Origin of the sequence: Burkholderia sp. BE17 (assembly GCF_009362305.1) — a bacterium.
Taxonomy (GTDB): domain Bacteria; phylum Pseudomonadota; class Gammaproteobacteria; order Burkholderiales; family Burkholderiaceae; genus Burkholderia; species Burkholderia pyrrocinia_C.
This window is the reverse complement of the sequence record NZ_WHNU01000024.1, coordinates 1-22,864: the sequence shown is the minus strand read 5'-3', so window position 1 is coordinate 22,864 and position 22,864 is coordinate 1. Positions and strand designations below refer to the sequence as shown.

General features: G+C 67.4%; 21 protein-coding genes. 15 read left to right on the top strand and 6 right to left on the bottom strand.

Going from position 1 to position 22,864, the window contains the following annotated elements; all coding sequences use genetic code 11:
• Nucleotides 1-62 precede the first annotated feature (62 nt).
• The gene (gene garD / locus GD429_RS21015; RefSeq protein ID WP_152859531.1) at nucleotides 63-1,616 is read left to right on the top strand and encodes a galactarate dehydratase; all 1,554 of its coding nucleotides are present in this window, start codon (nucleotides 63-65) and stop codon (nucleotides 1,614-1,616) included.
• 84 nt (nucleotides 1,617-1,700) lie between these two features.
• On the opposite strand, the gene GD429_RS21010 is transcribed toward garD, so the two are convergent.
• Nucleotides 1,701-2,183: a cysteine hydrolase family protein gene (locus GD429_RS21010; RefSeq protein WP_152859529.1), complete on the bottom strand. Its 483-nt coding sequence runs from the start codon at nucleotides 2,181-2,183 to the stop codon at nucleotides 1,701-1,703.
• 169 nt (nucleotides 2,184-2,352) lie between these two features.
• Here GD429_RS21010 and GD429_RS21005 point away from each other — a divergent pair, with 169 nt between their 5' ends.
• The 3 genes from GD429_RS21005 to GD429_RS20995 all read left to right on the top strand — a co-directional run bounded on the left by GD429_RS21005 (nucleotide 2,353) and on the right by GD429_RS20995 (nucleotide 3,959).
• Nucleotides 2,353-2,781 (top strand): nuclear transport factor 2 family protein, encoded by a 429-nt coding sequence (locus GD429_RS21005; protein ID WP_152859527.1) that lies wholly within the window; start codon nucleotides 2,353-2,355, stop codon nucleotides 2,779-2,781.
• A 78-nt stretch (nucleotides 2,782-2,859) separates the two neighbouring features.
• Nucleotides 2,860-3,315 (top strand): RbsD/FucU family protein, encoded by a 456-nt coding sequence (locus GD429_RS21000; protein WP_152859525.1) that lies wholly within the window; start codon nucleotides 2,860-2,862, stop codon nucleotides 3,313-3,315.
• A 206-nt stretch (nucleotides 3,316-3,521) separates the two neighbouring features.
• Entirely contained in the window at nucleotides 3,522-3,959 is a 438-nt protein-coding gene (locus GD429_RS20995) for a DoxX family protein (RefSeq protein ID WP_152859523.1), read from the top strand.
• Between the two features lie 99 nt (nucleotides 3,960-4,058).
• Here GD429_RS20995 and GD429_RS20990 read toward each other — a convergent pair whose 3' ends face one another.
• Together GD429_RS20990 and GD429_RS20985 are read right to left on the bottom strand one after the other, a co-directional pair.
• Nucleotides 4,059-5,369: an MFS transporter gene (locus GD429_RS20990; RefSeq protein ID WP_152859521.1), complete on the bottom strand. Its 1,311-nt coding sequence runs from the start codon at nucleotides 5,367-5,369 to the stop codon at nucleotides 4,059-4,061.
• 317 nt (nucleotides 5,370-5,686) lie between these two features.
• Entirely contained in the window at nucleotides 5,687-6,823 is a 1,137-nt protein-coding gene (locus GD429_RS20985; RefSeq protein ID WP_321574748.1) for a branched-chain amino acid ABC transporter substrate-binding protein, read from the bottom strand.
• A gap of 648 nt (nucleotides 6,824-7,471) precedes the next feature.
• Here GD429_RS20985 and GD429_RS20970 point away from each other — a divergent pair.
• Nucleotides 7,472-8,266, top strand: a complete 795-nt coding sequence (locus GD429_RS20970; protein ID WP_034181780.1) for an AraC family transcriptional regulator — start codon at nucleotides 7,472-7,474, stop codon at nucleotides 8,264-8,266.
• A gap of 71 nt (nucleotides 8,267-8,337) precedes the next feature.
• Here the strand turns inward: GD429_RS20970 and GD429_RS20965 are convergent, their stop codons facing one another.
• Entirely contained in the window at nucleotides 8,338-8,601 is a 264-nt protein-coding gene (locus GD429_RS20965) for a hypothetical protein (RefSeq protein ID WP_072444620.1), read from the bottom strand.
• Nucleotides 8,602-8,888: 287 nt separating this feature from the next.
• The gene (locus tag GD429_RS20960) at nucleotides 8,889-10,781 is read right to left on the bottom strand and encodes a bifunctional sugar phosphate isomerase/epimerase/4-hydroxyphenylpyruvate dioxygenase family protein (protein ID WP_152859515.1); all 1,893 of its coding nucleotides are present in this window, start codon (nucleotides 10,779-10,781) and stop codon (nucleotides 8,889-8,891) included.
• Between the two features lie 257 nt (nucleotides 10,782-11,038).
• Between GD429_RS20960 and aroQ the strand changes: the two genes are divergently transcribed.
• Genes aroQ through GD429_RS20945 form a run of 3 tightly spaced genes read left to right on the top strand, consistent with a single transcriptional unit; the run spans nucleotide 11,039 to nucleotide 13,727 of the window.
• Nucleotides 11,039-11,494: a type II 3-dehydroquinate dehydratase gene (gene aroQ / locus GD429_RS20955; RefSeq protein WP_034181783.1), complete on the top strand. Its 456-nt coding sequence runs from the start codon at nucleotides 11,039-11,041 to the stop codon at nucleotides 11,492-11,494.
• On the top strand, nucleotides 11,491-12,345 hold the full coding sequence (locus GD429_RS20950; RefSeq protein WP_152859513.1) for a shikimate dehydrogenase: 855 nt from the start codon (nucleotides 11,491-11,493) through the stop codon (nucleotides 12,343-12,345). The genes aroQ and GD429_RS20950 overlap by 4 nt, the downstream gene beginning before the upstream one ends.
• A gap of 41 nt (nucleotides 12,346-12,386) precedes the next feature.
• Nucleotides 12,387-13,727 (top strand): MFS transporter, encoded by a 1,341-nt coding sequence (locus tag GD429_RS20945; protein WP_152859511.1) that lies wholly within the window; start codon nucleotides 12,387-12,389, stop codon nucleotides 13,725-13,727.
• 112 nt (nucleotides 13,728-13,839) lie between these two features.
• Here GD429_RS20945 and GD429_RS20940 read toward each other — a convergent pair whose 3' ends face one another.
• On the bottom strand, nucleotides 13,840-14,949 hold the full coding sequence (locus GD429_RS20940; protein WP_152859509.1) for a 2-aminoethylphosphonate--pyruvate transaminase: 1,110 nt from the start codon (nucleotides 14,947-14,949) through the stop codon (nucleotides 13,840-13,842).
• A gap of 402 nt (nucleotides 14,950-15,351) precedes the next feature.
• On the opposite strand from GD429_RS20940, the gene phnS reads away from it, so the two are divergent.
• From phnS to GD429_RS20900, 7 genes are read left to right on the top strand one after another with little or no spacing between them, the layout of a single operon-like run.
• Entirely contained in the window at nucleotides 15,352-16,443 is a 1,092-nt protein-coding gene (gene phnS, locus GD429_RS20930; protein ID WP_152859505.1) for a 2-aminoethylphosphonate ABC transporter substrate-binding protein, read from the top strand.
• A gap of 34 nt (nucleotides 16,444-16,477) precedes the next feature.
• On the top strand, nucleotides 16,478-17,581 hold the full coding sequence (gene phnT / locus GD429_RS20925) for a 2-aminoethylphosphonate ABC transport system ATP-binding subunit PhnT (protein WP_152859503.1): 1,104 nt from the start codon (nucleotides 16,478-16,480) through the stop codon (nucleotides 17,579-17,581).
• Nucleotides 17,559-18,479: a 2-aminoethylphosphonate ABC transporter permease subunit gene (gene phnU / locus GD429_RS20920; protein ID WP_152859501.1), complete on the top strand. Its 921-nt coding sequence runs from the start codon at nucleotides 17,559-17,561 to the stop codon at nucleotides 18,477-18,479. Before phnT ends, phnU begins: the two co-directional genes overlap by 23 nt.
• Nucleotides 18,469-19,329, top strand: coding sequence for a 2-aminoethylphosphonate ABC transport system, membrane component PhnV (gene phnV, locus GD429_RS20915; protein WP_152859499.1), 861 nt, complete (start codon nucleotides 18,469-18,471; stop codon nucleotides 19,327-19,329). Before phnU ends, phnV begins: the two co-directional genes overlap by 11 nt.
• Nucleotides 19,326-20,633, top strand: coding sequence for a phosphonoacetate hydrolase (gene phnA, locus GD429_RS20910; protein WP_193727156.1), 1,308 nt, complete (start codon nucleotides 19,326-19,328; stop codon nucleotides 20,631-20,633). Before phnV ends, phnA begins: the two co-directional genes overlap by 4 nt.
• Nucleotides 20,630-22,084, top strand: coding sequence for a phosphonoacetaldehyde dehydrogenase (phnY, locus tag GD429_RS20905; protein WP_152859497.1), 1,455 nt, complete (start codon nucleotides 20,630-20,632; stop codon nucleotides 22,082-22,084). Before phnA ends, phnY begins: the two co-directional genes overlap by 4 nt.
• Before the next feature lie 4 nt (nucleotides 22,085-22,088).
• Entirely contained in the window at nucleotides 22,089-22,640 is a 552-nt protein-coding gene (locus GD429_RS20900) for a phosphonate degradation HD-domain oxygenase (protein ID WP_152859495.1), read from the top strand.
• The last annotated feature ends 224 nt before the right edge of the window (nucleotides 22,641-22,864 follow it).

Sequence of the window (22,864 nt, the reverse complement as noted above, 5' to 3'; positions counted from 1 at the left end):
CGGTTGGGGTCGAGTGTCGTATGATGACTAACGATATGACCGGTCGCTTCCAGGAAATTCCGATGACTGCTTCCCCTCTCTACATCCGCGTGCATCCGGACGACAACGTCGCGATCGTCGTCAACGACGGCGGCCTGCGCGAAGGCGCGACGTTCGCCGACGGGCTGACGCTGCGCGAAGGCGTGCCGCAGGGGCACAAGGTCGCGTTGGCCGACCTCGCGGCCGGCGACCCGATCGTCCGCTACAACGTGGTGATCGGCTACGCGCTGACCGACCTGCGGCGCGGCAGCTGGGTCAACGAGCGCACGATGCGCATGCCCGAGCCGCCGGGGCTCGACGACCTGCCGCTCGCAACGCGTGCCGCGCCGCCGCTGGCGCCGCTCGAAGGCTATACGTTCGAGGGCTTCCGCAATGCCGACGGCTCGGTCGGCACGCGCAACATCCTCGCGATCACGACGACCGTGCAGTGCGTGTCGGGCGTCGTCGAGCATGCGGTGAAGCGGATCAAGGCCGAGCTGCTGCCGCGCTATCCGAACGTCGACGACGTGGTCGGGCTCGAGCACACGTACGGTTGCGGCGTCGCGATCGATGCGCCCGACGCCGACATCCCGATCCGCACGCTGCGCAACATCAGCCTGAACCCGAATTTCGGCGGCGAGGTGATGACCGTGAGCCTCGGCTGCGAGAAGCTGCAGCCCGAGCGCCTGCTGCCGCCCGGCACGATTCCGGTGGCTGCCGACGGCGCGACCGACAACGGCGGCGTCGTGTGCCTGCAGGACGCCGCGCACGTCGGCTTCAACTCGATGATCGACTCGATCATGAAGATGGCCGAATCGCATCTCGAGCGGCTGAACCGCCGCCGCCGCGAGACGTGCCCCGCGTCGGATCTCGTCGTCGGCGTGCAGTGCGGCGGCAGCGACGCGTTCTCGGGGCTCACCGCGAACCCGGCCGTCGGCTTCGCGGCCGACCTGCTCGTGCGCGCGGGCGCGACGATCATGTTCTCCGAGGTGACGGAAGTGCGCGACGGCGTCGCGCAGCTCACGTCGCGCGCGGCGAACGAGGATATTGCACGCGAGATCATCCGCGAAATGGACTGGTACGACCGCTATCTGCAGCGCGGCCGCGTCGACCGCAGCGCGAACACGACGCCCGGCAACAAGAAGGGCGGCCTGTCGAACATCGTCGAGAAGGCGATGGGTTCGATCGTGAAATCGGGCAGCGCGCCGATCGCCGGCGTCGTGCGTCCCGGCGATCGCGCGCGGCAGAAGGGGCTGCTGTATGCGGCGACGCCCGCGAGCGACTTCATCTGCGGCACGCTGCAGCTCGCGGCGGGGATGAACCTGCACGTGTTCACGACCGGCCGCGGCACGCCGTACGGTCTCGCGCAGGTGCCGGTGATCAAGGTCGCGACGCGCAGCGACCTCGCGCGCCGCTGGCACGACCTGATGGATCTCGACGCGGGGCAGATCGCGACCGGCGCGGCCACGATCGAGGATGTGGGCTGGGAACTGTTCCGCCTGATGCTCGACGTCGCGAGCGGCAAGCGCCGCACGTGGGCCGAGCAATGGAAGCTCGCGAATGCGCTGACGCTGTTCAATCCGGCGCCGGTGACCTGACGCGCGCGGTGGTTGCCGCCAGACGATGCGGGCGCCCATGGGCGCCCGTTTTCATTGCGGCTGCGCAAGGTGGGAATGGCGCGGCTACGCGTTGTCCGGCAGATCGAACAGCTGTCGCGCGTACTCGACGCGGCCGAAGTGATGTTTCCAAAGGCGCACGCCGAGCTCGCCGCTGCGATCGAGCGACGAACCGGCCGTGAGATCCGCGAGCAGCGTCGGTTGCAGGCCCGCGTCGAACAGCGCGAAGCCTGCCGCGAGCACGCATGTGTCGGTCTGGATGCCGCAGACGAGCACGCGTTCCGGTGCGAGCGCATGCAAGTAGTCGATGACTTCGGCCGTGGGTCCGTAGCCGTGCTTGACGAAGATGCGATTGGCCGCGATCAGGCTGTCGTCGTCGCGGGACGAATGCCAGCGGAGCTGCCGCTCGAACGGCACGCGCGCTTCATCGTGACGCTCGATCATCGCAACGGTCGGCAGGCGTCCGACCAGTGCGCGGATGCGGGCGACGAGCCAGTCGGGCGGCGCAAACGTCGGCTGGATGTCGACGATCAGGAGCACTTGCTGCATGGCGGGTAACGTCCGAAGTGCGGAGTGCTCCGATTCTAGCCCGACGCAACCGGTGCGATTTCCTTACCTCGCACGTAATCGACCGCCCGCGCGAGGCCGGCGACGATAGCTGCACGCGGACACGAAACGTTCGCGGCATCGTCCCCTCATCGACACAAGGAGCCTCGCCATGAACACCGCCCGATCCGCCCAATCCGCATCGTCCGCATCGTCCGCATCGTCCGCATCGTCCGTTCACGCCGACCTGATCGACCGCTACTTCGACGCATGGAACGAACCCGACGTCGCGCGCCGCCGCGCGCTGATCGATGCGACCTACGCGAGCGACGCGGCTTATCGCGATCCGCTGATGGCCGGCGACGGCCACGCGGGCATCGACACGATGATCGCGGCCGTGCAGGAGCGCTTCCCCGCATACCGCTTCCGTCGCACGACCGACGTCGATGCATTCGGCCAGCACCTGCGGTTCTCGTGGGCGCTCGTGTCGCCCGACGGCGCGGCGATCGTGAAGGGCTCGGACTTCGGCACCGTCGACGCGTCGGGCCGCCTCGCGTCGGTCACCGGTTTCATCGACGAAATGCCGGCCGCGGCGTCGTGAAGCGAGCGGCGCATGCGCAGTGACCGCCGGGATCGGGTAACGTTACGCATTCGTTCCTGATCCCGGAGACAAACCGACATGCTGAAGAATCTCGATCCGCTGCTGCACGCCGATATCCTGCACACGCTGCGTGCGATGGGCCACGGTGACGAAGTCGCGATCTGCGACGCGAATTTTCCGGCGGAATCCGTCGCGGAGCACACGGTGGTCGGCCGCGCGCTGCGGATCGACGGCGCCGATTCGGCGCGCGTCGCACGTGCGGTGCTGTCCGTGCTGCCGCTCGATACGTACGTCGACACGCCCGCATGGCGGATGGAAGTCGTCGGCGACGCGGCAGCAGTGCCGCCCGTGCAGCGCGAGGTGCAGGCCGAGATCGACCGCGCGGAAGGGCGTGCGGTGCCGCTCACGGGCATCGAGCGTTTCGGGTTCTACGAGCGCGCGCAGCAGGCGTACGCGGTGATCGTCACCGGCGAGCTGCGCGGCTACGGCTGCTTCATCTTCAAGAAAGGCGTGCTGTTGAGTGACGCGGGCTAAACACGCCTTTTGCCTCTTTTTCGTGCCGCCGCCAGCGGGCCGCGCGGCCGGCGCCGTGTAAAGATTTGCTACAACCTTTTTCTTGGACCCGGCCGAAAGACCCTCTATGCTGGCCCATTTGCCGCAGGCCCAGCAGGGCCGCGCGGCCCTCGAGCTTCACGGGCGCGCCCCGTGCGGCCGGCCGAATTGCATACGAGGAGAGAGGCATGACGCGTTCCGTCGATTCCGGCGTCATTTTTTTCGCACGCCTGGCGCTGGCGGCGTTGTTCCTGTGGGGCGGTGTGATGAAGCTGCTCGGCTACGGCGATTTCGTCGGTTACCTGCATGGGCTGAACATGCCGTATCCGCAGGTTGTCGCGCCGATCGTCGTCGCGATCGAAGGGCTCGGCGGCCTGCTGCTGATCGTCGGCTACAAGGTGAAGCCGCTCGCGCTGCTGATGGCGTTCTATACGGTCGCGACCGCGATGGTCGGGCACAATTTCTGGGACGCGACGGACGCCGCGGTCCAGCACGAGATGGTGATCCACTTCTGGAAGAACATCGCGATCGCCGGCGGTTTCCTGCTGCTGTTCGTCACCGGTGCCGGCGGCGCAAGCATCGACGGCCTGCGTCGTCCGAGTTCGTCGTACGGCGGCCTGCGCTGATCGCACGCGCGCCGTTGCGCTGAAACAAAACGAAAGGGCCGAATCCCGCACGCCGCGGGATTCGGCCCTTTGTTCATGGAACGGGCGCGCGCGCCGCGTTCAGTGCGCGTCCTTCACGTCCTTCGCATCCTTCGAGAACTGCACGGCGATCGCGCCGAGCACGCAGATCGCCGCGACGTACACGACCGGTGCGAGCGGATTCGACTTCATCATCAGCGACACGATCACCGGCGTGAGGCCGCCGAAGATTGCATACGCGACGTTGTACGAGAACGAGATGCCCGAGAAGCGCACGACGGCCGGGAAGCTCCTGACCATCACGAACGGCACCGCGCCGATCGTGCCGACCATGAAACCCGCGATCCCGTAGTAGAGCGGCAGCGTCGACGCGTCGGCCGCGACCTGCACGAACAGCAGGTAGTAGCATGCGGCCAGCCCGAGGCCGCCGATGCCGAGCACGTGCTTCGCGCCGATCCAGCCCGCGAGCGAACCCGCGGTGATGCAGCCGGCCGTCAGGCACAGCGTCGCGACGCTGTTCGCGAACAGCGTCGTCGCGGGCGTCAGGTGGAACTGCTTCTGCAGCAGCGCGGGCGTCATCAGGATCACGACGACGATCGCGGCCGACAGCATCCACGTGAGCAGCATCGACACGATCACCGCGCGGCCATGGTCGCGCAGCACGGCCTTCAGCGGAATCTCGGCCGCGAGCGCCTTCTTCGCCTTCATTTCGGCGAACACCGGCGTTTCATGCAACCAGCGGCGCAGGTACACGGAGAACAGCCCGAACACGCCGCCGAGCAGGAACGGGATGCGCCATGCGAACGCACCGACTTCGGCGCTCGAGTAACGGCTGTTGATGCCGGCGGCGACGAGCGAGCCGAGCAGGATGCCGGCCGTGAGGCCCGCGGTCAGCGTGCCGCATGCATAGCCGATATGGCGCGACGGCACATGCTCGGACACGAACACCCACGCGCCCGGCACTTCGCCGCCGACCGCTGCGCCCTGCAGCACGCGGAACAGCAGCAACAACACCGGCGCGAGGATGCCGATCGAGTCGTAGGTCGGCAGCAGGCCCATCAGCAGCGTCGGCACGGACATCATCAGCACGCTCAGCGTGAACATCCGCTTGCGGCCGAACAGGTCGCCGAAGTGCGCCATGATCACGCCGCCGAGCGGGCGCGCGAGATAGCCGGCCGCGAAGATGCCGAACGTCTGCAGCTGGCGCAGCCAGTCGGGAATGTCGTGCGGGAAGAACAGCTGCCCTATCGCCGGTGCGAAGAACACGAAGATGATGAAGTCGTAGAACTCGAGGGCGCCGCCAAGTGCGGCAAGGCCAAGGGTCTTGTAGTCGCTGCGCGTGAGCGCGCGTTCGGCGGCGCGAGGCACGCCGCTCAATTCGGAAGCTTGCATGGTCAGGACGATCGGTTTTCGAATGTAGTTGTCGGTGCTGCGTCTCCAGGGCCCGCTATCGGCATGGACTGACAAGGCGCGGCTTGCGTCGTCGAAGCGTGTCGGGTGCCGGATAGGGCACGAAACACGCATCGCCGCACCGGGATGGGGCGCGGCGCAGACGAAGCGTCAAAGCGGGTGGGGGGATTCTACAGGAGCGCGAAATGCGCGCGCGCGGGCGCGCGCCGAGGAAGGCTTCGGACCATGAAGCGGAAGCGCGCGCGGCGCGGGCGGCCGGTGAGCCGCTTCCCGCGCCGCACGGGGCAGGGTCTCGCGTATCAGTTGCCGGCGATCGTATCGACCGGCTTGAACGCGCCGTGCTCGACCTTGTAGATCGTGACCGGCGCATCCTTCAGGTCGCCCTTCGTGTCGTACGCGATGCCGGGGGCCGACACGCCCTTGATCGACACCTTGCCGAGATACGGCGTGTACACCTTCGGGTCGGTCGAGTTCGCGTCCTTCATCGCGGTGAGCAGCGCGATCGTGCCGTCATACGAGTACGGCGAGTACGTGATCACGTCTTCGTTGAAGCGCGCCTTGTAGCGTGCCGCGTAGCCGGCGAAGCCCGGCATCTTTTCCTTCGGCAGCCCGCCCATGTACACGATCGCGCCTTCGGCCGCTTCGCCGCCGACCTTCAGGAACGTCGGCGAGCGCGACATCTCGCCCGTCACGAACGCCGATTTCATCCCGAGCTGGCGCATCTTGCGGATCATCGGCGACGATTGCGCGTCGCCGCCGCCGTAGAAGACGGCGTCCGGGTTGACGCCCTTCAGGTTGGTCAGGATCGCCGAGAAATCGAGCGCCTTGTCGTTCGTGAAATCGCGCTTGACGATCGTGCCGCCCGCCGCCTCCACGGCCTTCGCGAATTCGTCGGCGATGCCCTGGCCGTAGGCCGTGCGGTCGTCGATGATCGCGATGCGCTTGAAGCGCAGCGTCTTCACCGCGTACGTGCCGACGATGCGGCCAGCCTGCGCGTCGCTCGTCAGCAGCCGGTAGGTCGTCTTGTAGCCGCGCGCCGTGTATTGCGGCGACGTCGCCATCGAGATCTGCGGCAGCCCGGCGCGATCGTACAGGTCGGACGCCGGAATGCTGGTGCCCGAGTTGAAGTGGCCGATGATCCCGCGGACGTTGTCGTCGATCAGCCGCTGCGCGACGGTCGTGCCCGTGCGCGGGTCGGCCTGGTCGTCCTGCGAATCGAGCTGGAACGTGACGGGCTTGCCGCCGATCGTCGGACGCGTCGCGTTGAAGTCGGCGATCGCGAGCTGCACGCCCTTCTGCATGTCCGTGCCGTAGTTCGATTGCGGGCCGGTCAGCGGTGCGGCGAAACCGATCTTGACGACGTCGGCGGCGATGGCGTGCGTGCCCGACAGTGCGCAGGCGGCAGCCAGCGCGACGTGCGATACCTTCAGCTTCACTTTCACTTCCCCTTGATGGCGTGGTTGGGCCGCCGCCGGCTAGCGGGCCGGTGCGGTAAACCGGGCGAGACGTATCGATCGGCAGGCCGATGCGAAGGCCGTGCGTGCTCGCCGCGTGCGGCCCCGGGCTGTGCCGGAATCGGCGTGCGCGGCGGGTGATGCGGCGGGCCGTGCACGCCGATTGCCGTAGCGGCGGGATGTCGTCTCGTAACCGTGAAGCGAAGTCTAGATAGCGAAAATGCGCGCGTCTTGCGCGTTCGGTGCGCGGCCGGCGACGATATCGGCATATCGTCGATTACCCTGATATATGCCGAAATCGTCATGCCGAATGCGCAAACGCGCCAAGACGCGGTGCGTCCGCATTTTTAGGATGGTGGATCCGGGCGCGCGTTGCCGGTGCGTCAGCGCGGCAGGTCGGCATCGGCGCATGCGTGACTGCATGCGGCGGCGCAAGCGGATTCGCGGCCGGCCGCCGTACGTGCGGCGCGGTGGTTGCGCGCGCAACGTCTGTCGCTTGCCGATGCCGGCCGATCGGCGTCGCGATGCGACGGCTGCCGCCAACTTGCCTGCCCCCGCGATCGGCGCGACGCGATTGAAGGGGCGCTCCTATAATCGACGCCATCTGCCACTCGCTTCGCGGATGCCGGGATGACGACCTTGCTTGCCGTACCGCCCATGAGCCTGTCCGACACGTTGCGCTACCAGCCCGACAACGCCGATTTCGGCGCGATGCTCGCGCACTTCCGCCTGCTCGAACCGGTGTTCGATGCGCTGCCGGACGTCGCGTTCTTCGTGAAGGATGCGAGCGGCCGCTACGCGCTCGTCAACCGCACGCTGGCGATGCGCTGCGGCTACAAGGACAAGCGCGACCTGCTCGGCAAGACGACCGACGAAGTGTTTCCGCGCCGCTTCGGCCGCAGCTATTTCGAGCAGGACATGGCGACGATCAACGCCGGCCAGCAACTGATGGACCAGCTCGAGTTGCACCTGTATCCGGGCCGCCAGCCGGGCTGGTGCCTGACCTGCAAGGAGCCGCTGCGCGACGCCGCGGGCAAGGTGGTCGGCCTCGCGGGCATCTCGCGCGACCTGAAGGCGCACGAGGGATCGCATCCGGCCTACAGCAAGCTCGCCGACGTGGTCCAGCATATCCAGGATCACTACGTGCAGCCGCTGAACCTGAAGCATCTCGCGCAGATGGCCGGGATGTCGGTCGCGCAGCTCGAACGCTATTTCCACAAGGTGTTCCACCTGACGCCGCGCCAAGTGCTGCTGAAGACGCGGCTCGATGCGGCCACCGCGCTGCTCGTCACGCACGACAAGGTGACCGACGTCGCGGCGTTATGCGGCTATACGGATCACAGCGCGTTCACGCGCCAGTTCAAGGCGACGGTCGGCGTGACGCCGACGGAATACCGGCTGATGCTGCAGGAGCGGGCGGGGTGACGCGATACGCCGGAAGTGCCGATGCGATCGCAGGGATCGGGGCAATACGGGGAAGCGGGGAAAACGGCGGCTCAGCGGTAGCCGAGCCCTTTCAGGACGGCCGTGCCGTCTTCGGTCAGGCGGAAGCTCGGGGCCGTATCGGCATCGAGCTTGATCATCTCGACGAGGCCGGCTTCCTGCAGCGCGGGCAATTCGGGTTTGGCGTTCGCGCCGATCGGTGCATGCAGCAGCACGAGCAGCGTCGCGATTTCGTGATGACTGAGCAGGCGGCGCAGCATCGTCTTCTTTGCAGGGGGCGCGGCCTGGCGGCCCGCGGGTGCTTCTACGGCGCTCATCGCTTTCCTCCTTTTCGAGATAACCATCGGGTACTGGTTGCGGATGGTGCCGTCGAAGACTTAAGCGATTCTTAAAACCGTGGCGGACGACGCGATGCTGCGCTGCGGTACGGGTTACCGTATGTAACGTCATACGGAGCGCGGCTTCCGGCCGGGGCGCGGTCAGCCGCGCGGGCTGGTGCTCGGCCGCTCGATTCGCCACGATGGTGCACGCGGGAAGCGGCCCTTTGAATCGGGCGCGGGCCGCGAAGTGATCCGGCCCCAGACTCCCGATTCGCGTCCTTCCCTTATTTCCTGCGCTGCGCCTGCGCGGCGAGCCGCACGGCCGCGTTCGTCGCGCCGTAGCCGTCGTATCCACCGCGCCGCTCGACGATCTCGAGCGAGAAGCGGTTGTCGACCAGTTCCGTATACGCGTGCAGGAATTCGCCACCGTGCTCGTCGCGGTCGTACAGCAGGTGGTGCGCGCTCAGCGTGTCGATCAGTTCGTCCGACAGCGCGTAGCGCGCGGCGAGATCGTCGTAGTAGTTCGGCGGAATGCGCAGGAACGGTACGCCGTCGGCCGCGAACGCGGCGATCGTCTTCACGATGTCGTCGGTGCGGAACGCGACGTGGTTCAGCCCCGTGCCGTGGTAACGATCGAGCGATTCGGCGACGGCCGTATGACGGTCGACCGACGCGTTCAGCGCGATCCGCACCGAGCCGTCGGCGCTGCGCACCGCGCGGCTGCGCATCAGCCCGTATGGATCGGGCACGAGCCAACTGCGCTCGGCCTCGAAGCCGAACGCCGTCTTGAAGAACAGGATCCACGTGTCGAGCGCGTCGGCCGGCAGCGCGAGGCACACATGGTCGATGCCCGTCAGCGGGCCGACTTCGCTCGGGCCGTCGATGTCGGTCAGCACGAAGTCCGATTCATACAGCGTCGGTGCGTTCGGCGCTTCGTCGACGAAATACTCGAGGCTGCCGTCCGGCGCCTGCACGCTCGGCAGCACGCGCTCGTTCGGCCCGACGCGGCCGGAGAACGGCGCGTAGCCGAAGCCGGCCGCGCGGTCGAATGCCACTTTCGCGTCGTCGACGCGGAACGCCGACGCGCACAACGACAGCCCGTGCTGCTGGAAGAACACATCGGCGAACGAATCACGCTCCGCGTTCAGCACGATCGACGCGGCGCCGTGCTGGAACAGCGTCACGTCCTTCGAGCGGTGCCGGCCTGCGAGCCGGAAGCGCATCCTGCCGAGCCATTCGCCGACGGTCGCCGCTGCCTGCGCGTCGACCGCGAATTCGATGAACTGGAACCCGACGTGCGCGGGCGGCGCCGGCGGCGCGAAGAGCGGCTGGCTGGCGGCCGGCGCACGGCCGTCCTGTGCAAGCCGCGCGCGTGTCAGTTCTTCCAGATAGAGCAGCGAGCGATGGCCGTCGGCGGCCGTGATCGCGGTCGGCGCCGCGCGGAAGCCGTCGTTGAAGATTTCGAGCGACAGCGGCCCCGTGTAGCCCGACTCGATCACGCGTGCGGTGAAGCGCGCGAGGTCGAAGTCGCCCTGGCCCGGGAACGAGCGGTAGTGACGGCTCCATTCGAGCACGTCCATCGCGAGTTTCGGCGCATCGGCGATCTGCACGAACGCGATCCGGTCGCCGGGAATCTCGGCGATCGCATCCGGCGAATCGTCGAGCGACAGCGTGTGGAAGCTGTCGAGCGCGAGGCCGAGATGCGGGCTGTTCACCGCATTCACGAGTTTCCACGCATGGCCGTACCGGTTCACGACGCGGCCCCACGCAAGCGCTTCGTACGCGGCGACCACGCCGGCCTGCCGCGCGGCTTCCGCGAGCGCGCCGAGCTGGTCGACGAGCAGCCCGTCGTCCGCGATCGTGTCGGCCGACACGTTGCTGCAGACGAGGATGCGGTCGGTGCCGAGCGCATGCATCACGTCGAACTTGCGCTTGATGCGATCGAGGTTGCGTGCGAGCTGTGCCGCGCTCACGCCCTCGAAATCGCGAAACGGCTGGAACAGCACGATGTCGAGGCCGAGATCGGCGGCCATGCGCCGGACGTCGGCCGGCGATCCGTCGAAGTAGACGAGGTCGTTTTCGAAGATTTCGACACCGTTGAAGCCTGCGGCCTGGATGGCGGCGAGCTTCTCGGCGAGCGTGCCGGACAGTGACACGGTGGCGATCGAGCGCTGCATGGGCGAATCCTGCGGGTGAGCGGGGCATGGCGTCGGTCGAACCGGCCCTGAATGAACCAGTCGTTGAGTTCCGGGCGCGCGCCATATCCCGAATTTACTGGGTAAGTGACATGGATTATACAAACTAACTAGGTGGTACAAATTAGCGAAAACCCGGAAAGACATTGCGCTTGCGCAAGCGCACACTAGCGCCAAATCTTGACGTCAGGGGGCGAAGTCGGCTAGCGATTCGCCCCCGTTTTAGGAGCAGAATCACCATGAGCAAGCACAAGGTGCTGGTGCTGAACGGCCCGAACCTGAATCTGCTGGGGACACGCGAGCCCCACATTTACGGCGCGGAAACGCTCGCCGACGTCGAGCAGCGCTGCCGCGCGGCGGCCGACGGGCTCGGGCTGGAGATCGACTTCCGCCAGTCGAACGCCGAGCACCAGCTGATCGACTGGCTGCATGCGGCGCGTCACGACACGCACGGCATCGTGATCAACCCGGCCGCCTATACGCATACGTCGGTGGCGCTGGCCGATGCGCTTTCCGCGATCGCGAAGCCGGTGATCGAAGTGCATATCTCGAACGTGCATCGCCGCGAGGCGTTCCGCCACCATTCCTATGTGTCGGCGGTCGCCGAAGCCGTGATCTGCGGCTGCGGCACCGAAGGCTATGTGTTCGCGCTGCAGCGTCTGTCGACGCTGTTTGCGCAGGGAGCCGCGCGATGAGCCGCCCGTCGTTTCTGATCGGCCTGATCGGCCAGGGCATCGGCGGTTCGCTGTCGCCGGCGATGCACGAGGAAGAAGGATTCCAGCAGGGCTTCGGCTACGTCTACAGGCGCATCGATCTCGACGTGCTCGGCGTGACCGCCGACGCGCTGCCGCAACTGCTCGATGCCGCGCAGCGGATGGGCTACAACGGGCTCAACATCACGCATCCGTGCAAGCAGCGCGTGATCGAGCACCTCGACGCACTGTCGGACGACGCGCGCGCACTCGGCGCGGTCAACACCGTGCTGTTCAAGGACGGCAAGCGGATCGGCCACAACACCGACTGGTCGGGTTTCGCGAAGTCGTTCCGCCGCGGGCTGCCCGACGCGTCGCTCGAACGTGCCGTGCAGCTCGGCGCGGGCGGCGCGGGCGCGGCCGTCGCGCATGCGGCGCTGCAGATGGGTGCCGCCGAACTGACGATCTTCGACGTCGACGGCACGCGCGCCACGGCGCTCGCGGGCGAACTGCAGCAGCGCTTCCCGGCCGCCCGGGTCACGCCGGGCAGCGATCTCGCGGCCGCGATGCACGCCGCGACCGGCCTGATCCATTGCACGCCGACCGGCATGGCCAAGCATCCGGGCCTGCCGCTGCCGGCCGAGCTGCTCCACGCGGGCATGTGGGTTGCCGACATCGTGTATTTCCCGCTCGAAACCGAGCTGATCCGCGCCGCGCGCGCGGCCGGCTGCGCGACGCTGCCGGGCGGCGGGATGGCCGTGTACCAGGCCGTCGATGCGTTCGAGATCTTCACCGGACGAACGCCGGACGACGAGCGGATGTTCGAACACTTTCAGTCGCTCGTCGCACGCTGACCCTTCTACCGACTAGCTGAAAAATAGACCAGGAGACAACCATGCAGCACACCACCCACACGAACGCCGCGTCCGCGGCGGCCGGTACGGTCCGGCGGACCTCGGCGCGCTACAAGATCCTCGCGCTGCTCGCGATCGGCACGATGATCAACTATCTCGACCGTACCGTGCTGGGGGTGGCTGCGCCGCAGCTCACCAAGGAGCTCGGCATCAACGCGGCCGTGATGGGCATCATGTTCTCCGCGTTCTCGTGGACGTACGTCGCGATGCAGGTGCCCGGCGGCCTGTTCCTCGACCGCTTCGGCAGCAAGATCACCTATTACTGGTCGATGACGCTGTGGTCGCTGTGCACGCTCCTGCAGGGCTTCGTGCCCGGCGTCGGGACGCTGCTCGCATGCCGGCTCGGCCTCGGCGTGACGGAAGCGCCGTGTTTCCCGACCAACAGCCGCGTCGTCGCGACGTGGTTCCCGCAGAACGAGCGCGCGATGGCGACGGGCACCTATACCGTCGGCGAGTACATCGGCCTCGCGTTCTTCAGCCCCGTGCTGTTCGCGCTGATGGGCGCGTTCGGCTGGCGCTCGCTGTTCTGGGTCGTCGGTGCGGTTGGCATTGCCTTCGGTCTCGTCTGGTGGAAGTTCTACCACGAGCCGCGCAACCATCCGGGCGCGAATGCGGCGGAACTGGCCTATATCGAGGCCGGCGGCGGCCTCGTGCACGCCGCGCGCAAGGCCGGCGACAAGGACGGCAAGGCCGCGCAGACGAAGTTCAGCTGGTCGATGGCCGGCAAATTGCTGAAGAAGCGCCAGCTCGCGGGCATCTGCCTCGGCCAGTTCGCCGGCAACTCGACGCTCGTGTTCTTCCTGACCTGGTTCCCGACCTATCTCGCGACAGAGCGCCACATGGGCTGGCTGAAGATCGGCTTCTTCGCGATCATGCCGTTCATCGCCGCGTCGGTCGGCGTGATGTTCGGCGGGATCTTCTCCGACTGGCTGCTGCGCCGCGGCAAGTCCGCGAACCTCGCGCGCAAGCTGCCGATCATCGCCGGCCTGCTGCTCGCGTCGACGATCATTCTCGCGAACTACGTGCAAAGCAACGAAGCCGTGATCGCGATCATGTCGGTCGCGTTCTTCGCGCAGGGGATGGCCGCGCTCGGCTGGACGCTCGTGTCCGACATCGCGCCGGACGGCCTGCTCGGCGTGACCGGCGGCATCTTCAACTTCGCGGCGAACCTGGCCGGCATCATCACGCCGCTGGTCGTCGGCTTCATCGTCGCGTCGACCGGCTCGTTCGTCGGCGCGCTCGTATTCATCGGCGTGATCGCGCTGGTCGGTGCGCTGTCGTACATCTTCGTCGTCGGCGACATCAAGCGGATCGAGCTGTAAGCACAAACTCCACGCACATCTCGTGTGTTCGCCCGGCGGCCGGTTGGCCGCCGGGCTTTTTTGTTGGTGCGCCGGCTGATGCGCCGGCTTGTGTCCCGGCGCGCGTGCCGAGTTATGCGCGCTGCACGGCGATCCCGAGCGATTCGACCGCCTGCGCGACCGCAGCGACCGCGCGCCGGATGTCGTCGGCATCGATCGCGCCGATGCAGCCGACGCGGAACGTCTCGAGCTGCGTCAGCTTGCCCGGATACAGGATGAAGCCCGCGTCGCGCACCGCGTCGTAGAAGCGGCGGAAATCGTAGGCCGGATGGTCGGGCGCGTGGAACGTGACGATCACGGGCGCCTGCACGCTCGCGTCGAGGAACGGCACGAAGCCGAGCGCGCGCATCGATTCGACCAGCGTCCGGCAGTTCTCCGCATAGCGCGCGCCGCGCGCCGGCTGGCCGCCTTCGGCGAGGTACTGGTCGAGCGCGGCGCGCAGCGCGGCGATCACGTGCGTCGGCGGCGTGAAGCGCCACTGGCCGGTCTTGCGCAGGTATGCATATTGATCGTGGAGATCGAGCGCGAGCGACCGCGAGTTGCCTTCGCTCGCATCGAGCGCGTCGCGCCGCACGATCGCGAAACCCATCCCCGGCACGCCTTCGAGGCATTTGCCGCTCGCCGAGATCAGCGCATCGATGCCGCTGTCAGCCAGCGCGATCGGCAGCGCGCCGAACGAACTCATCGCATCGACGATCAGCCGCTTGCCGTGCCGCCGGCACACGGCCGCGATCGCGTCCAGCGGATTCAGGATGCCGGCGCTCGTCTCCAGGTGCACGAGTGCGACGTGCGTGATGCGCGGCTCGCGTGCGAACGCGGCCTCGACCGCGGTCGCGTCGACGGCCGCGTCTTCGCCGAACGGCAACGCGATCGCGTCGATGCCGAGCCGGCCGAGGATCTTCAGGATGCGCGCGCAATACGCGCCGTTGTCGGGCACCAGCACGACGCCGTCGCGCGGCACCAGCGTGCCGAGCGCGGCCTCGACCGAGAACGTGCCGCTGCCCTGCATCGGCACGCACACGTAGTCGTCGCCGCCGCGCGCGATCGCGACGAGGTCCGTGCAGACGCTGGCCGTCATCTGGTTGAAAGCGGCGTCCCACGACCCCCAGTCATGTTGCATTGCGTGGCGGGTTGTGGCGGACGTGGTGAGCGGGCCGGGCGTAAGAAGGATCGGATCTGGCATGGTTTTTCTCCAGCAAAGGGCGAACGAAACGCCGGGCGGCATTTCAGAATGACTTGCATGATATTGGCAAAATGTGTCATTTTTTGGAAATTGTGGCACTCGTCACGGGGTTGTCATTGAACGCTGTGATCCTTCGGTTGCCGCGCGAAACCAACCGCAGCGCGGCGGCGAGGCGGGCCGCTTATCGGCCTGCCCGGAGATAACAGGCCTTGCATGGGGCCGGACGAAGCGCGGAAGCGCCAACGCCGGCCGACCGCGAGGCATGGGGCCGGAGTAAGCGCTGAAGCGCTAACTCTGGCCGACAGCTTTGCATGGGGCCAGAGTAAGCGCTGAAGCGCCAACTCTGGCCGACAGCGCCGGACATGCCCCGGCCGTTTGGTGTTCCGCCTACGGAGAAGTGAGATGACACTGCAGAATTCCTCGCGCGCCGCTGCCGGCGCGTTCCGCAAGCTCGCGCTGGCCGCCTGTGCCGCCGGTCTGCTGCAAGGTGCCGCGCTGCCGGCTCACGCGGCAAACGCGGTCGTGCTGTACACGGCGGACGGTCTCGAGAACCTCTATCGCGATGTGCTGCCGGCCTTCGAGAAGAAGGAAGGCGTCAAGGTCAACATCGTGACGGCGGGCAGCGGCGAGGTCGTCAACCGCGCGAACATCGAGAAGAATTCCCCGAAGGCCGACGTGATCGTCACGCTGCCGCCGTTCATTCAGCAGGCCGGCCAGATGGGCCTGCTGCAGGCGTACCAGAGCGTGAACTACAAGAACGTGCCGGCGATCGCGAAGGCCGAGGACGGCACGTGGGCGACCTTCGTGAACAACTACTTCTCGTTCGCGATCAACCCGGACGTCGTGAAGAACCAGCCGAAGACGTTCGCCGACCTGCTGTCGCCGAGCTATTCCGGCAAGGTCGCGTACTCGAACCCGGCCACGGCCGGCGACGGGATGGCCGTGCTGATCCTGACGACCTCGCTGATGGGCGAGGACAAGGCGTTCGACTACCTCGCGAAGCTGTCGCAGAGCGTGAAGTTCCACACGAAGGGCACGGGCTACCTGAACGTGCTGCTGTCGCGTAACGAGATCAGCGTCGCGAACGGCGACCTGCAGATGGACCTCGACGATGCCGAACACGGCGCGCTGTCCGTCAAGCCGATCTTCCTGGCAGCGAAGGACGGCGACCAGCCGACCACGTTCCAGCTCCCGTACGGCATCGGCCTGATCAAGAGCGGCCCGAACCAGGACGCCGGCAAGAAGCTGATCGACTACCTGATGTCGACGGAGGTGCAGTCGAAGGTGCCGGACATGTACGGCATCCCGGGCCGCACGGACGTGCCGCTGGCAGGCAAGAACGGCGAAGCGGTCAAGAAGGCGATCGCGGGCGTGAAGCTGATCCCGGTCGACTGGGCCCAGGTGATGGCGAAGAAGCCGGTGTGGATCGAGCGCTGGAAGAAGGACGTGATCGGCAGCTCGGGCAAGCAGCTCGACGTCGTCAAGCCGAAGTGATCGGCGCACGCCGCCTGCATCAGCGAGCAAGAGGATGAACCCGGTGGAAACCGCCTTGACCCATCCCGGCGCATTCGGCGCCGCCGAACCGCATGCGACGCTGCGGTCCGGCGCGCCGGGCGGCGTGCAGATCGAGCACCTGAACGTGCGCTACGGCGCACGTACGGTGCTGGAAGATCTGTCGCTGTCGATCGGCGCCGGCGAATTTCTGACCGTGCTCGGCAAGAGCGGCTGCGGCAAGACCACGCTGCTGCGCTTCATCGCCGGGTTCGTGAAGGCCGACGGCCTGACCGGCACGCTGACCGTTGCCGGACGCGACCTGACCTATGCGCCGCCGCACAAGCGCAATCTCGGTCTGCTGTTCCAGAATTACGCGCTGTTCCCGCACCTGTCGGTGTTCGAGAACGTTGCATTCGGGCTGCGCGCGCGCGGGATGGCGTCGTCGGAAGTGACGCGACGCGTCGCCGACGCGCTGAAGCTCGTGCAGCTCGGCGATGCGGGCCACCACCTGCCCGCGCAGCTGTCGGGCGGAATGCAGCAGCGCATCGCGCTGGCCCGCGCGCTCGTGATCGAGCCGGACGTGCTGCTGCTCGACGAGCCGCTGTCGGCGCTCGACGCCAACCTGCGCGCGTCGGTGCGCAGCGAACTGAAGGCGCTGCACGAGCGCCTGCCGAACCTGACCGTCGTCTGCGTGACGCACGACCGCGACGACGCGCTCGTGCTGTCCGACCGCGCGCTGTTGCTGCGCGACGGCCGCGTCGCGCAGCTCGGCACGCCGCAGCAGCTGTACGACGCGCCGCGGGACGGCTACGTCGCGCGCTATCTCGGCCCGGCGAACCTGCTGCCGCCGCGCGTGATTTTCCCGCTCGGCGATCCGCGCCACGAAGTGCGCGACAAGGTCGCGTGCGTGCGCCCCGAGCGCCTGACCGTGATGCCGCTCGCGGCCGGTGGCCTGCACGGCACGGTGACGTCCGTCGAATGGCAGGGCGCGGACCTGTCGATCGCGGTCGTGATCGACGCGGCGCCCGACGAACCCGTGCGCGTCACGATGCAACGCGGCCGTGGCGCTGCCCCCGAGCGCGGTGCACGCGTTTCCCTGCATTGCGAGGCAGACGATGTCATCTTTATCGAGCCCTGAAGCCGGCCTGCCGCCGCACGTGCTCGCGTCCGCCGCCGCGCACGCCGCCGTCGCGCGGCGCCGCAAGCGCATGGGCGACCTGCACCTGGCCGCGCTCGCGGTCGTCGTGCTGGGCCCGCTCGTCGTCTATCCGCTGGTGCGGCTCGTACTGCTGAGCGTATCGGGCGATCACGGGCTGAGTTTTGCCGCATACCGGACCTTCTTCGGCAACCCCGACACGCGCAACGTGCTGCTGACGACGCTCGGTGTGCTGTTCGCGAGCGCCGGCACCGCATCGGTGCTCGGCGTGCTGCTGGCCGCGCTGCTGTTCTTCAAGCCGTTTCCGGGCGCGTCGCTCGTCACGCGCTTCCTGGAACTGTACGTCGCGTTTCCGTCGTTCCTCGTCGCGTTCACGCTGATCTTCCTGTACGGCTCGCAAGGGTCGATCGGCATCGCGCTGCAGCACCTGTTCCATCTCGAGAATCCGCCGCTCGATTTCCTGTTCGGCATCGGCGGCGTGATTCTCGCGCAGACCGTGTTCTATACGCCGTTCGTCGTGCGGCCGACGCTCGCGTCGTTCGCGACGCTCGACCTGCGGCTGATCGAAGCCGCGCGCAGCCTCGGTGCGCCCGGCTGGATGCTTGCGCGCCGCGTCGTGCTGCCGATCGCATGGCCGGGCATCGCCGCCGGTACCGTGCTGTGCTTCCTGCTGACGCTGAACGAATTCGGGATTCTGCTCGTGCTCGGCAGCGCGCGGCTCGTGACGCTGCCGGTCGCGATCTACAGCAGCGCGACGGTCGATCTCGACCTGCCGACCGCGTCGGCCGGCGCGGTCGTGATGCTCGCGCTGTCGCTGGCGCTGTATACGGTTTATCGCCGGGTGAACCGGCGTGCGACGGGAGGGAACGATGTCCGCTGAATTCCGTATCGGGCAGGCCGTGCCGCGCCACCGGATCGGCTGGAGCGACGCGTTGCTCAAGCATGCGTCGCGCGTCGCGCTCGCGCTGGCCGCGTTCACATGCTTCTGGCTGTTCGTGCTGCCCGTCGTCGTCGTCGCGCTGTCGAGCGTGGCGACGCAATGGTCGGGCACGATCTTGCCGGCCGGCTATAGCCTGCGCTGGTTCGAGCGGCTCGGGTCGCCGGAATACGACGCGCTGCTGACGAGCCTCGAAATCGGCTTCGGCGTGTCGGCGATCGGCACGATCCTCGGGCTGTGGCTTGCGCTGGCGCTCGAAGGGCGCGACCGGCGCGGCCTCGGCGCGGTCGTGGACGCGCTCGTGATGGTGCCGAACGGCGTGCCGAGCGTCGTGCTCGGGCTCGCGGTGCTGATTGCGTATCACCAGAAGCCGGTCGACCTGTCGAGTTCGGCGGCGATCGTCGTGCTCGTGCAGCTCGCGCTGATTCTGCCGTTCTGCTATCGCTGCGCGGCCGCCGCGCTGCGTCCGGAGCTAACCGTGCTGCGCGAAGCCGCGGCGAGCCTCGGTGCGCCGCCCGCGATGGTGCTGCGCCGCGTGCTGCTGCCGCAACTCGTCCCGGCGCTGCGCGCGAGCCTCGCGCTCGGCTTCGCGCTGTCGCTCGGCGAGCTCGGCGCAACGCTGACGGTTTATCCGCCCGGCTTCGCGACCGTGCCGATCGTCGTGATCGGCCAGGTCGAGCGTGGTTATTACCTTCCGGCATCGGCGCTGTCGCTGCTGATGCTCGGCGCGTCGCTCGCGGCGCTGCTGCTGATCGCCGCGCGCGTGCCGCGCGGCACGCGGACGGCATCATGAACGCCGCGTTCGCCTTGCGCCGTCCCGGTGAAGCGTCGGAGACCGGCGCATCGCCGGATCTCGCGGGACGCTCGGTCGACGTCAACGGCCGGCGCTACCGGCTGCCGGTCGAGCCGACCGTCGTCGTCTGCGTCGATGGCTGCGAGTACGACTATCTCGAACGTGCGGTGGAAGCGGGCGTCGCGCCGTTCATCGGCCGGATGATCGCGGAAGGCACGGCGTGGCGAGCCGATTGCGTCGTGCCGACCTTCACCAACCCGAACAACCTGTCGATCGTCTGCGGCGTGCCGCCGTCGGTCCACGGGATCTGCGGCAACTATTTCTGGGACGCGGCCGCCGACGGCGGGCGCGGCGCCGAAGTGATGATGAACGACCCGGCCTATCTGCGGGCCGGCACGCTGCTCGCGGCGGCGTCCGACGCCGGTGCGCGGGTGGCCGTCGTGACGGCGAAGGACAAGCTGCGCCGGCTGCTTGGCTGGCAGTTGAACGGCGTCTGCTTTTCGGCCGAGAAGGCCGCGCAGGCGAATCTCGCGGAAAACGGCATCGCCGACGTGCTCGACTGGGTCGGCCTGCCGTCGCCGGATGTCTATAGCGCGGCGTTGTCCGAATTCGTATTCGCGGCCGGCGTGCGGCTCGCGCAGACGCGGCAAATTGATCTGATGTACCTGTCGACCACCGACTACGTACAACACAAGTGCGAGCCGGGTAGCGCAGGCGCGAACGCGTTCTACGCGATGATGGACGGGTACCTCGCGCAGCTCGACGCGCTCGGCTGGGCGATCGGGCTCACGGCTGACCACGGGATGAACGCGAAGCACGATCCCGCGACCGGCCGCCCGAACGTGGTCTATCTGCAGGATGCGTTCGACGGCTGGTACGGCGCGCAGGCCGCGCGCGTGATCCTGCCGATCACGGATCCGTACGTCGTGCACCACGGCGCGCTGGGTTCGTTTGCAACCATCTACCTGGCGCCAGGCGTCGACCGGGCCGAGGCGATGTGGCGCGTCGGCGGCCTCGACGGCGTCGAGCTCGTGCTTGACAACGCGGAAGCCGCCGCACGTTTCGAGCTACCGGCCGACCGGATCGGCGATCTCGTCGTGACCGGCCGCCGCGACATGACGCTCGGCACGCGCGAGCGCGAACACGACCTGTCGGGCCTCACGGTGCCGCTGCGTTCGCATGGCGGCGTGTCGGAGCAGGAAGTACCGCTGCTGTTCAATCGCCGTATCGAGCGGGACGATCCCGCGCGTCGCCCGCGCAACTTCGACGTGTTCGATTTCGTGCTGAACCGGATCGCGACATGATGGCCCACCCCCGGCAAGACCATCCCGAGTTTCGCGCCGAGGCGCTGCGCTGGTGCGGCACGCGCGCGACGCGCGAGCGCACCTTCGATATCGACGATCCTTATACGGGTGCGCGGGTCGGTACCGCGCCGCTCGCCAGCGTCGACGACGTGCGCGTCGCGTTCGATTACGCGATGGCCTACCGGCCGAAGCTCACGCGCTACGAGCGTTCGCAGATCCTCGAACGCGCGGCCGCGCTGCTGCGCGAGCGCACCGAGGAAGCGTCCGACCTGATCACGCTCGAATCGGGGCTGTCGAAACAGGATTCACGCTACGAGATCGGCCGCGTTGCCGACGTGCTGAAGTTCGCGGCACTCGAGGCGCTGCGTGACGACGCGCAAAGTTTCTCGTGCGACCTGACGCCCCACGGCAAGGCGCGGCGCGTGTTCTCGCAGCGGCAGCCGCTCGACGGCGTGATCGTTGCGATCACGCCGTTCAATCATCCGATGAACCAGGTTGCGCACAAGATCGCGCCGGCGATCGCGACCAACAACCGCGTGATCGTGAAGCCGTCGGAGAAGGTGCCGCTGTCGGCGTTCTATCTGGCCGATCTGCTGTATGAGGCCGGACTGCCGGAGCCGATGCTGCAGGTGCTGACCGGCGATCCGCGCGAGATCGCGGACGAACTCGTTACGCATCCGCATGCATCGCTGATCACGTTTACCGGCGGTGTTGCGATCGGCAAGGCGATTGTCGCGCGGGCCGGCTACCGGCGCATCGTGCTGGAGCTGGGCGGCAACGACCCGCTGATCGTTCTCGAAGACGCCGATCTCGAACGCGCGGCATCGCTGGCGGTGCTCGGCTCGTACCGGAATTCGGGCCAGCGTTGCACGGCCGTCAAGCGGATGCTGGTGCAGCGCTCGATCGCGCCCGCATTCACCGAGCTGCTCGTCGAGAAGACGCGCGCGTGGAAGTACGGCGATCCGTTCGATCCCGCGAACGAAATGGGCACGGTGATCGACGAGGCGGCGGCGCGGCTGTTCGAGGCGCGGGTCGCAGAGGCGGTTGCGCGGGGCGCGCGCCTGCTGACCGGCAACGTGCGGCGCGGCGCGCTGTATGCGCCGACCGTGCTCGACAACGTCGATCCGTCGATGACGATCGTGCGCGAAGAGACGTTCGGCCCCGTATCGCCCGTCATCACGTTCGACACGATCGACGACGCGATCCGGATCAGCAACGGAACGGCGTTCGGGCTGTCGTCGGGTGTCTGTACGGACAGCACGGCGGCCGTCGTGCGGTTCGTGAACGAGCTGAACGTCGGCACCGTGAACGTATGGGAAGTGCCCGGATACCGGATCGAGCTGTCGCCGTTCGGCGGCATCAAGGATTCGGGGCTCGGTTACAAGGAAGGCGTTCAGGAGGCGATGAAGAGCTTCACGAACCTGAAGACGTTTTCGCTGCCTTGGGAGTGAGCGAATGGCATTGACGGTGGAAGATATCCACGGGCTGTTTCGCGAGCACGGCCATGTGGCCTATAGCGGGGAGCCCGTCACGCAGCGCGAGCATGCGTTGCAGAGCGGATTGCTGGCGGAAGAGGCGGGGGCTGACGAAGCGCTGGTTGCGGCGGCGTTCCTGCACGACCTCGGGCATCTGCTGAATCGCCAGGGCGAGACGCCGAGCGCGCGCGGGATCGACGATCTGCATCAGTATTACGTGTTGCCGTTCCTGCGGCCGCTGTTTTCCGACGCGGTGCTGGAACCGATCCGGCTGCACGTCGATGCGAAGCGCTGCCTGTGCCGCACGGACGCCGGCTACTTCGAGAGCCTGTCGCCGGACTCGGTGCGCAGCCTCGCGCTGCAGGGCGGCATCTTCAGCGAAGAGGAGACGGCGGCGTTCCTGCAGCGCCCGTTTGCGGAGGACGCGCTGCGTTTGCGCCGCTGGGACGATACGGCGAAGGAAGCAGGGAAGGTGACGCCGGATCTCGATCACTATATGGAGATCGTCGCGCGCCAGGTGCGCGCAGACTGACGGTTGCGCTGCTTCTATATAAGGCCCCGCACGCGGCAGCGTGCGGGGCCTTATATTTTTTGAGAAACCCCTTGCGCAGTTCGAAGAGGCTGCCTACAATCACGCCTCTTTCGCGCTAACGGAAACGCGGCGCGGGAGAGGGGAAGCGAAGTCGGTGGTGTGCAGCAGGTTGGGCGCACGGCTGACGCAGGAAGATGGACCCCGCAGTCGCAACGAAGCAGTTA

Excerpts from the sequence above, each read along its gene's own strand:
- GD429_RS20990 (WP_152859521.1), bottom strand. The coding sequence starts at position 5,369 with ATGCAAGCTTCCGAATTGAGCGGCGTGCCTCGCGCCGCCGAACGCGCG.
- GD429_RS21000 (WP_152859525.1), top strand. The coding sequence starts at position 2,860 with ATGCTGAAGAATCTCGATCCGCTGCTGCACGCCGATATCCTGCACACG.
- phnS (WP_152859505.1), top strand. The coding sequence starts at position 15,352 with ATGACACTGCAGAATTCCTCGCGCGCCGCTGCCGGCGCGTTCCGCAAG.
- GD429_RS20940 (WP_152859509.1), bottom strand. The coding sequence starts at position 14,949 with ATGCCAGATCCGATCCTTCTTACGCCCGGCCCGCTCACCACGTCCGCC.
- GD429_RS21010 (WP_152859529.1), bottom strand. The coding sequence starts at position 2,183 with ATGCAGCAAGTGCTCCTGATCGTCGACATCCAGCCGACGTTTGCGCCG.
- phnV (WP_152859499.1), top strand. The coding sequence starts at position 18,469 with ATGTCCGCTGAATTCCGTATCGGGCAGGCCGTGCCGCGCCACCGGATC.
- aroQ (WP_034181783.1), top strand. The coding sequence starts at position 11,039 with ATGAGCAAGCACAAGGTGCTGGTGCTGAACGGCCCGAACCTGAATCTG.
- GD429_RS20970 (WP_034181780.1), top strand. The coding sequence starts at position 7,472 with ATGACGACCTTGCTTGCCGTACCGCCCATGAGCCTGTCCGACACGTTG.
- GD429_RS20900 (WP_152859495.1), top strand. The coding sequence starts at position 22,089 with ATGGCATTGACGGTGGAAGATATCCACGGGCTGTTTCGCGAGCACGGC.
- phnY (WP_152859497.1), top strand. The coding sequence starts at position 20,630 with ATGATGGCCCACCCCCGGCAAGACCATCCCGAGTTTCGCGCCGAGGCG.
- garD (WP_152859531.1), top strand. The coding sequence starts at position 63 with ATGACTGCTTCCCCTCTCTACATCCGCGTGCATCCGGACGACAACGTC.
- phnA (WP_193727156.1), top strand. The coding sequence starts at position 19,326 with ATGAACGCCGCGTTCGCCTTGCGCCGTCCCGGTGAAGCGTCGGAGACC.
- GD429_RS20995 (WP_152859523.1), top strand. The coding sequence starts at position 3,522 with ATGACGCGTTCCGTCGATTCCGGCGTCATTTTTTTCGCACGCCTGGCG.
- GD429_RS20965 (WP_072444620.1), bottom strand. The coding sequence starts at position 8,601 with ATGAGCGCCGTAGAAGCACCCGCGGGCCGCCAGGCCGCGCCCCCTGCA.
- GD429_RS20960 (WP_152859515.1), bottom strand. The coding sequence starts at position 10,781 with ATGCAGCGCTCGATCGCCACCGTGTCACTGTCCGGCACGCTCGCCGAG.
- GD429_RS21005 (WP_152859527.1), top strand. The coding sequence starts at position 2,353 with ATGAACACCGCCCGATCCGCCCAATCCGCATCGTCCGCATCGTCCGCA.
- GD429_RS20945 (WP_152859511.1), top strand. The coding sequence starts at position 12,387 with ATGCAGCACACCACCCACACGAACGCCGCGTCCGCGGCGGCCGGTACG.
- phnT (WP_152859503.1), top strand. The coding sequence starts at position 16,478 with ATGAACCCGGTGGAAACCGCCTTGACCCATCCCGGCGCATTCGGCGCC.
- phnU (WP_152859501.1), top strand. The coding sequence starts at position 17,559 with ATGTCATCTTTATCGAGCCCTGAAGCCGGCCTGCCGCCGCACGTGCTC.
- GD429_RS20950 (WP_152859513.1), top strand. The coding sequence starts at position 11,491 with ATGAGCCGCCCGTCGTTTCTGATCGGCCTGATCGGCCAGGGCATCGGC.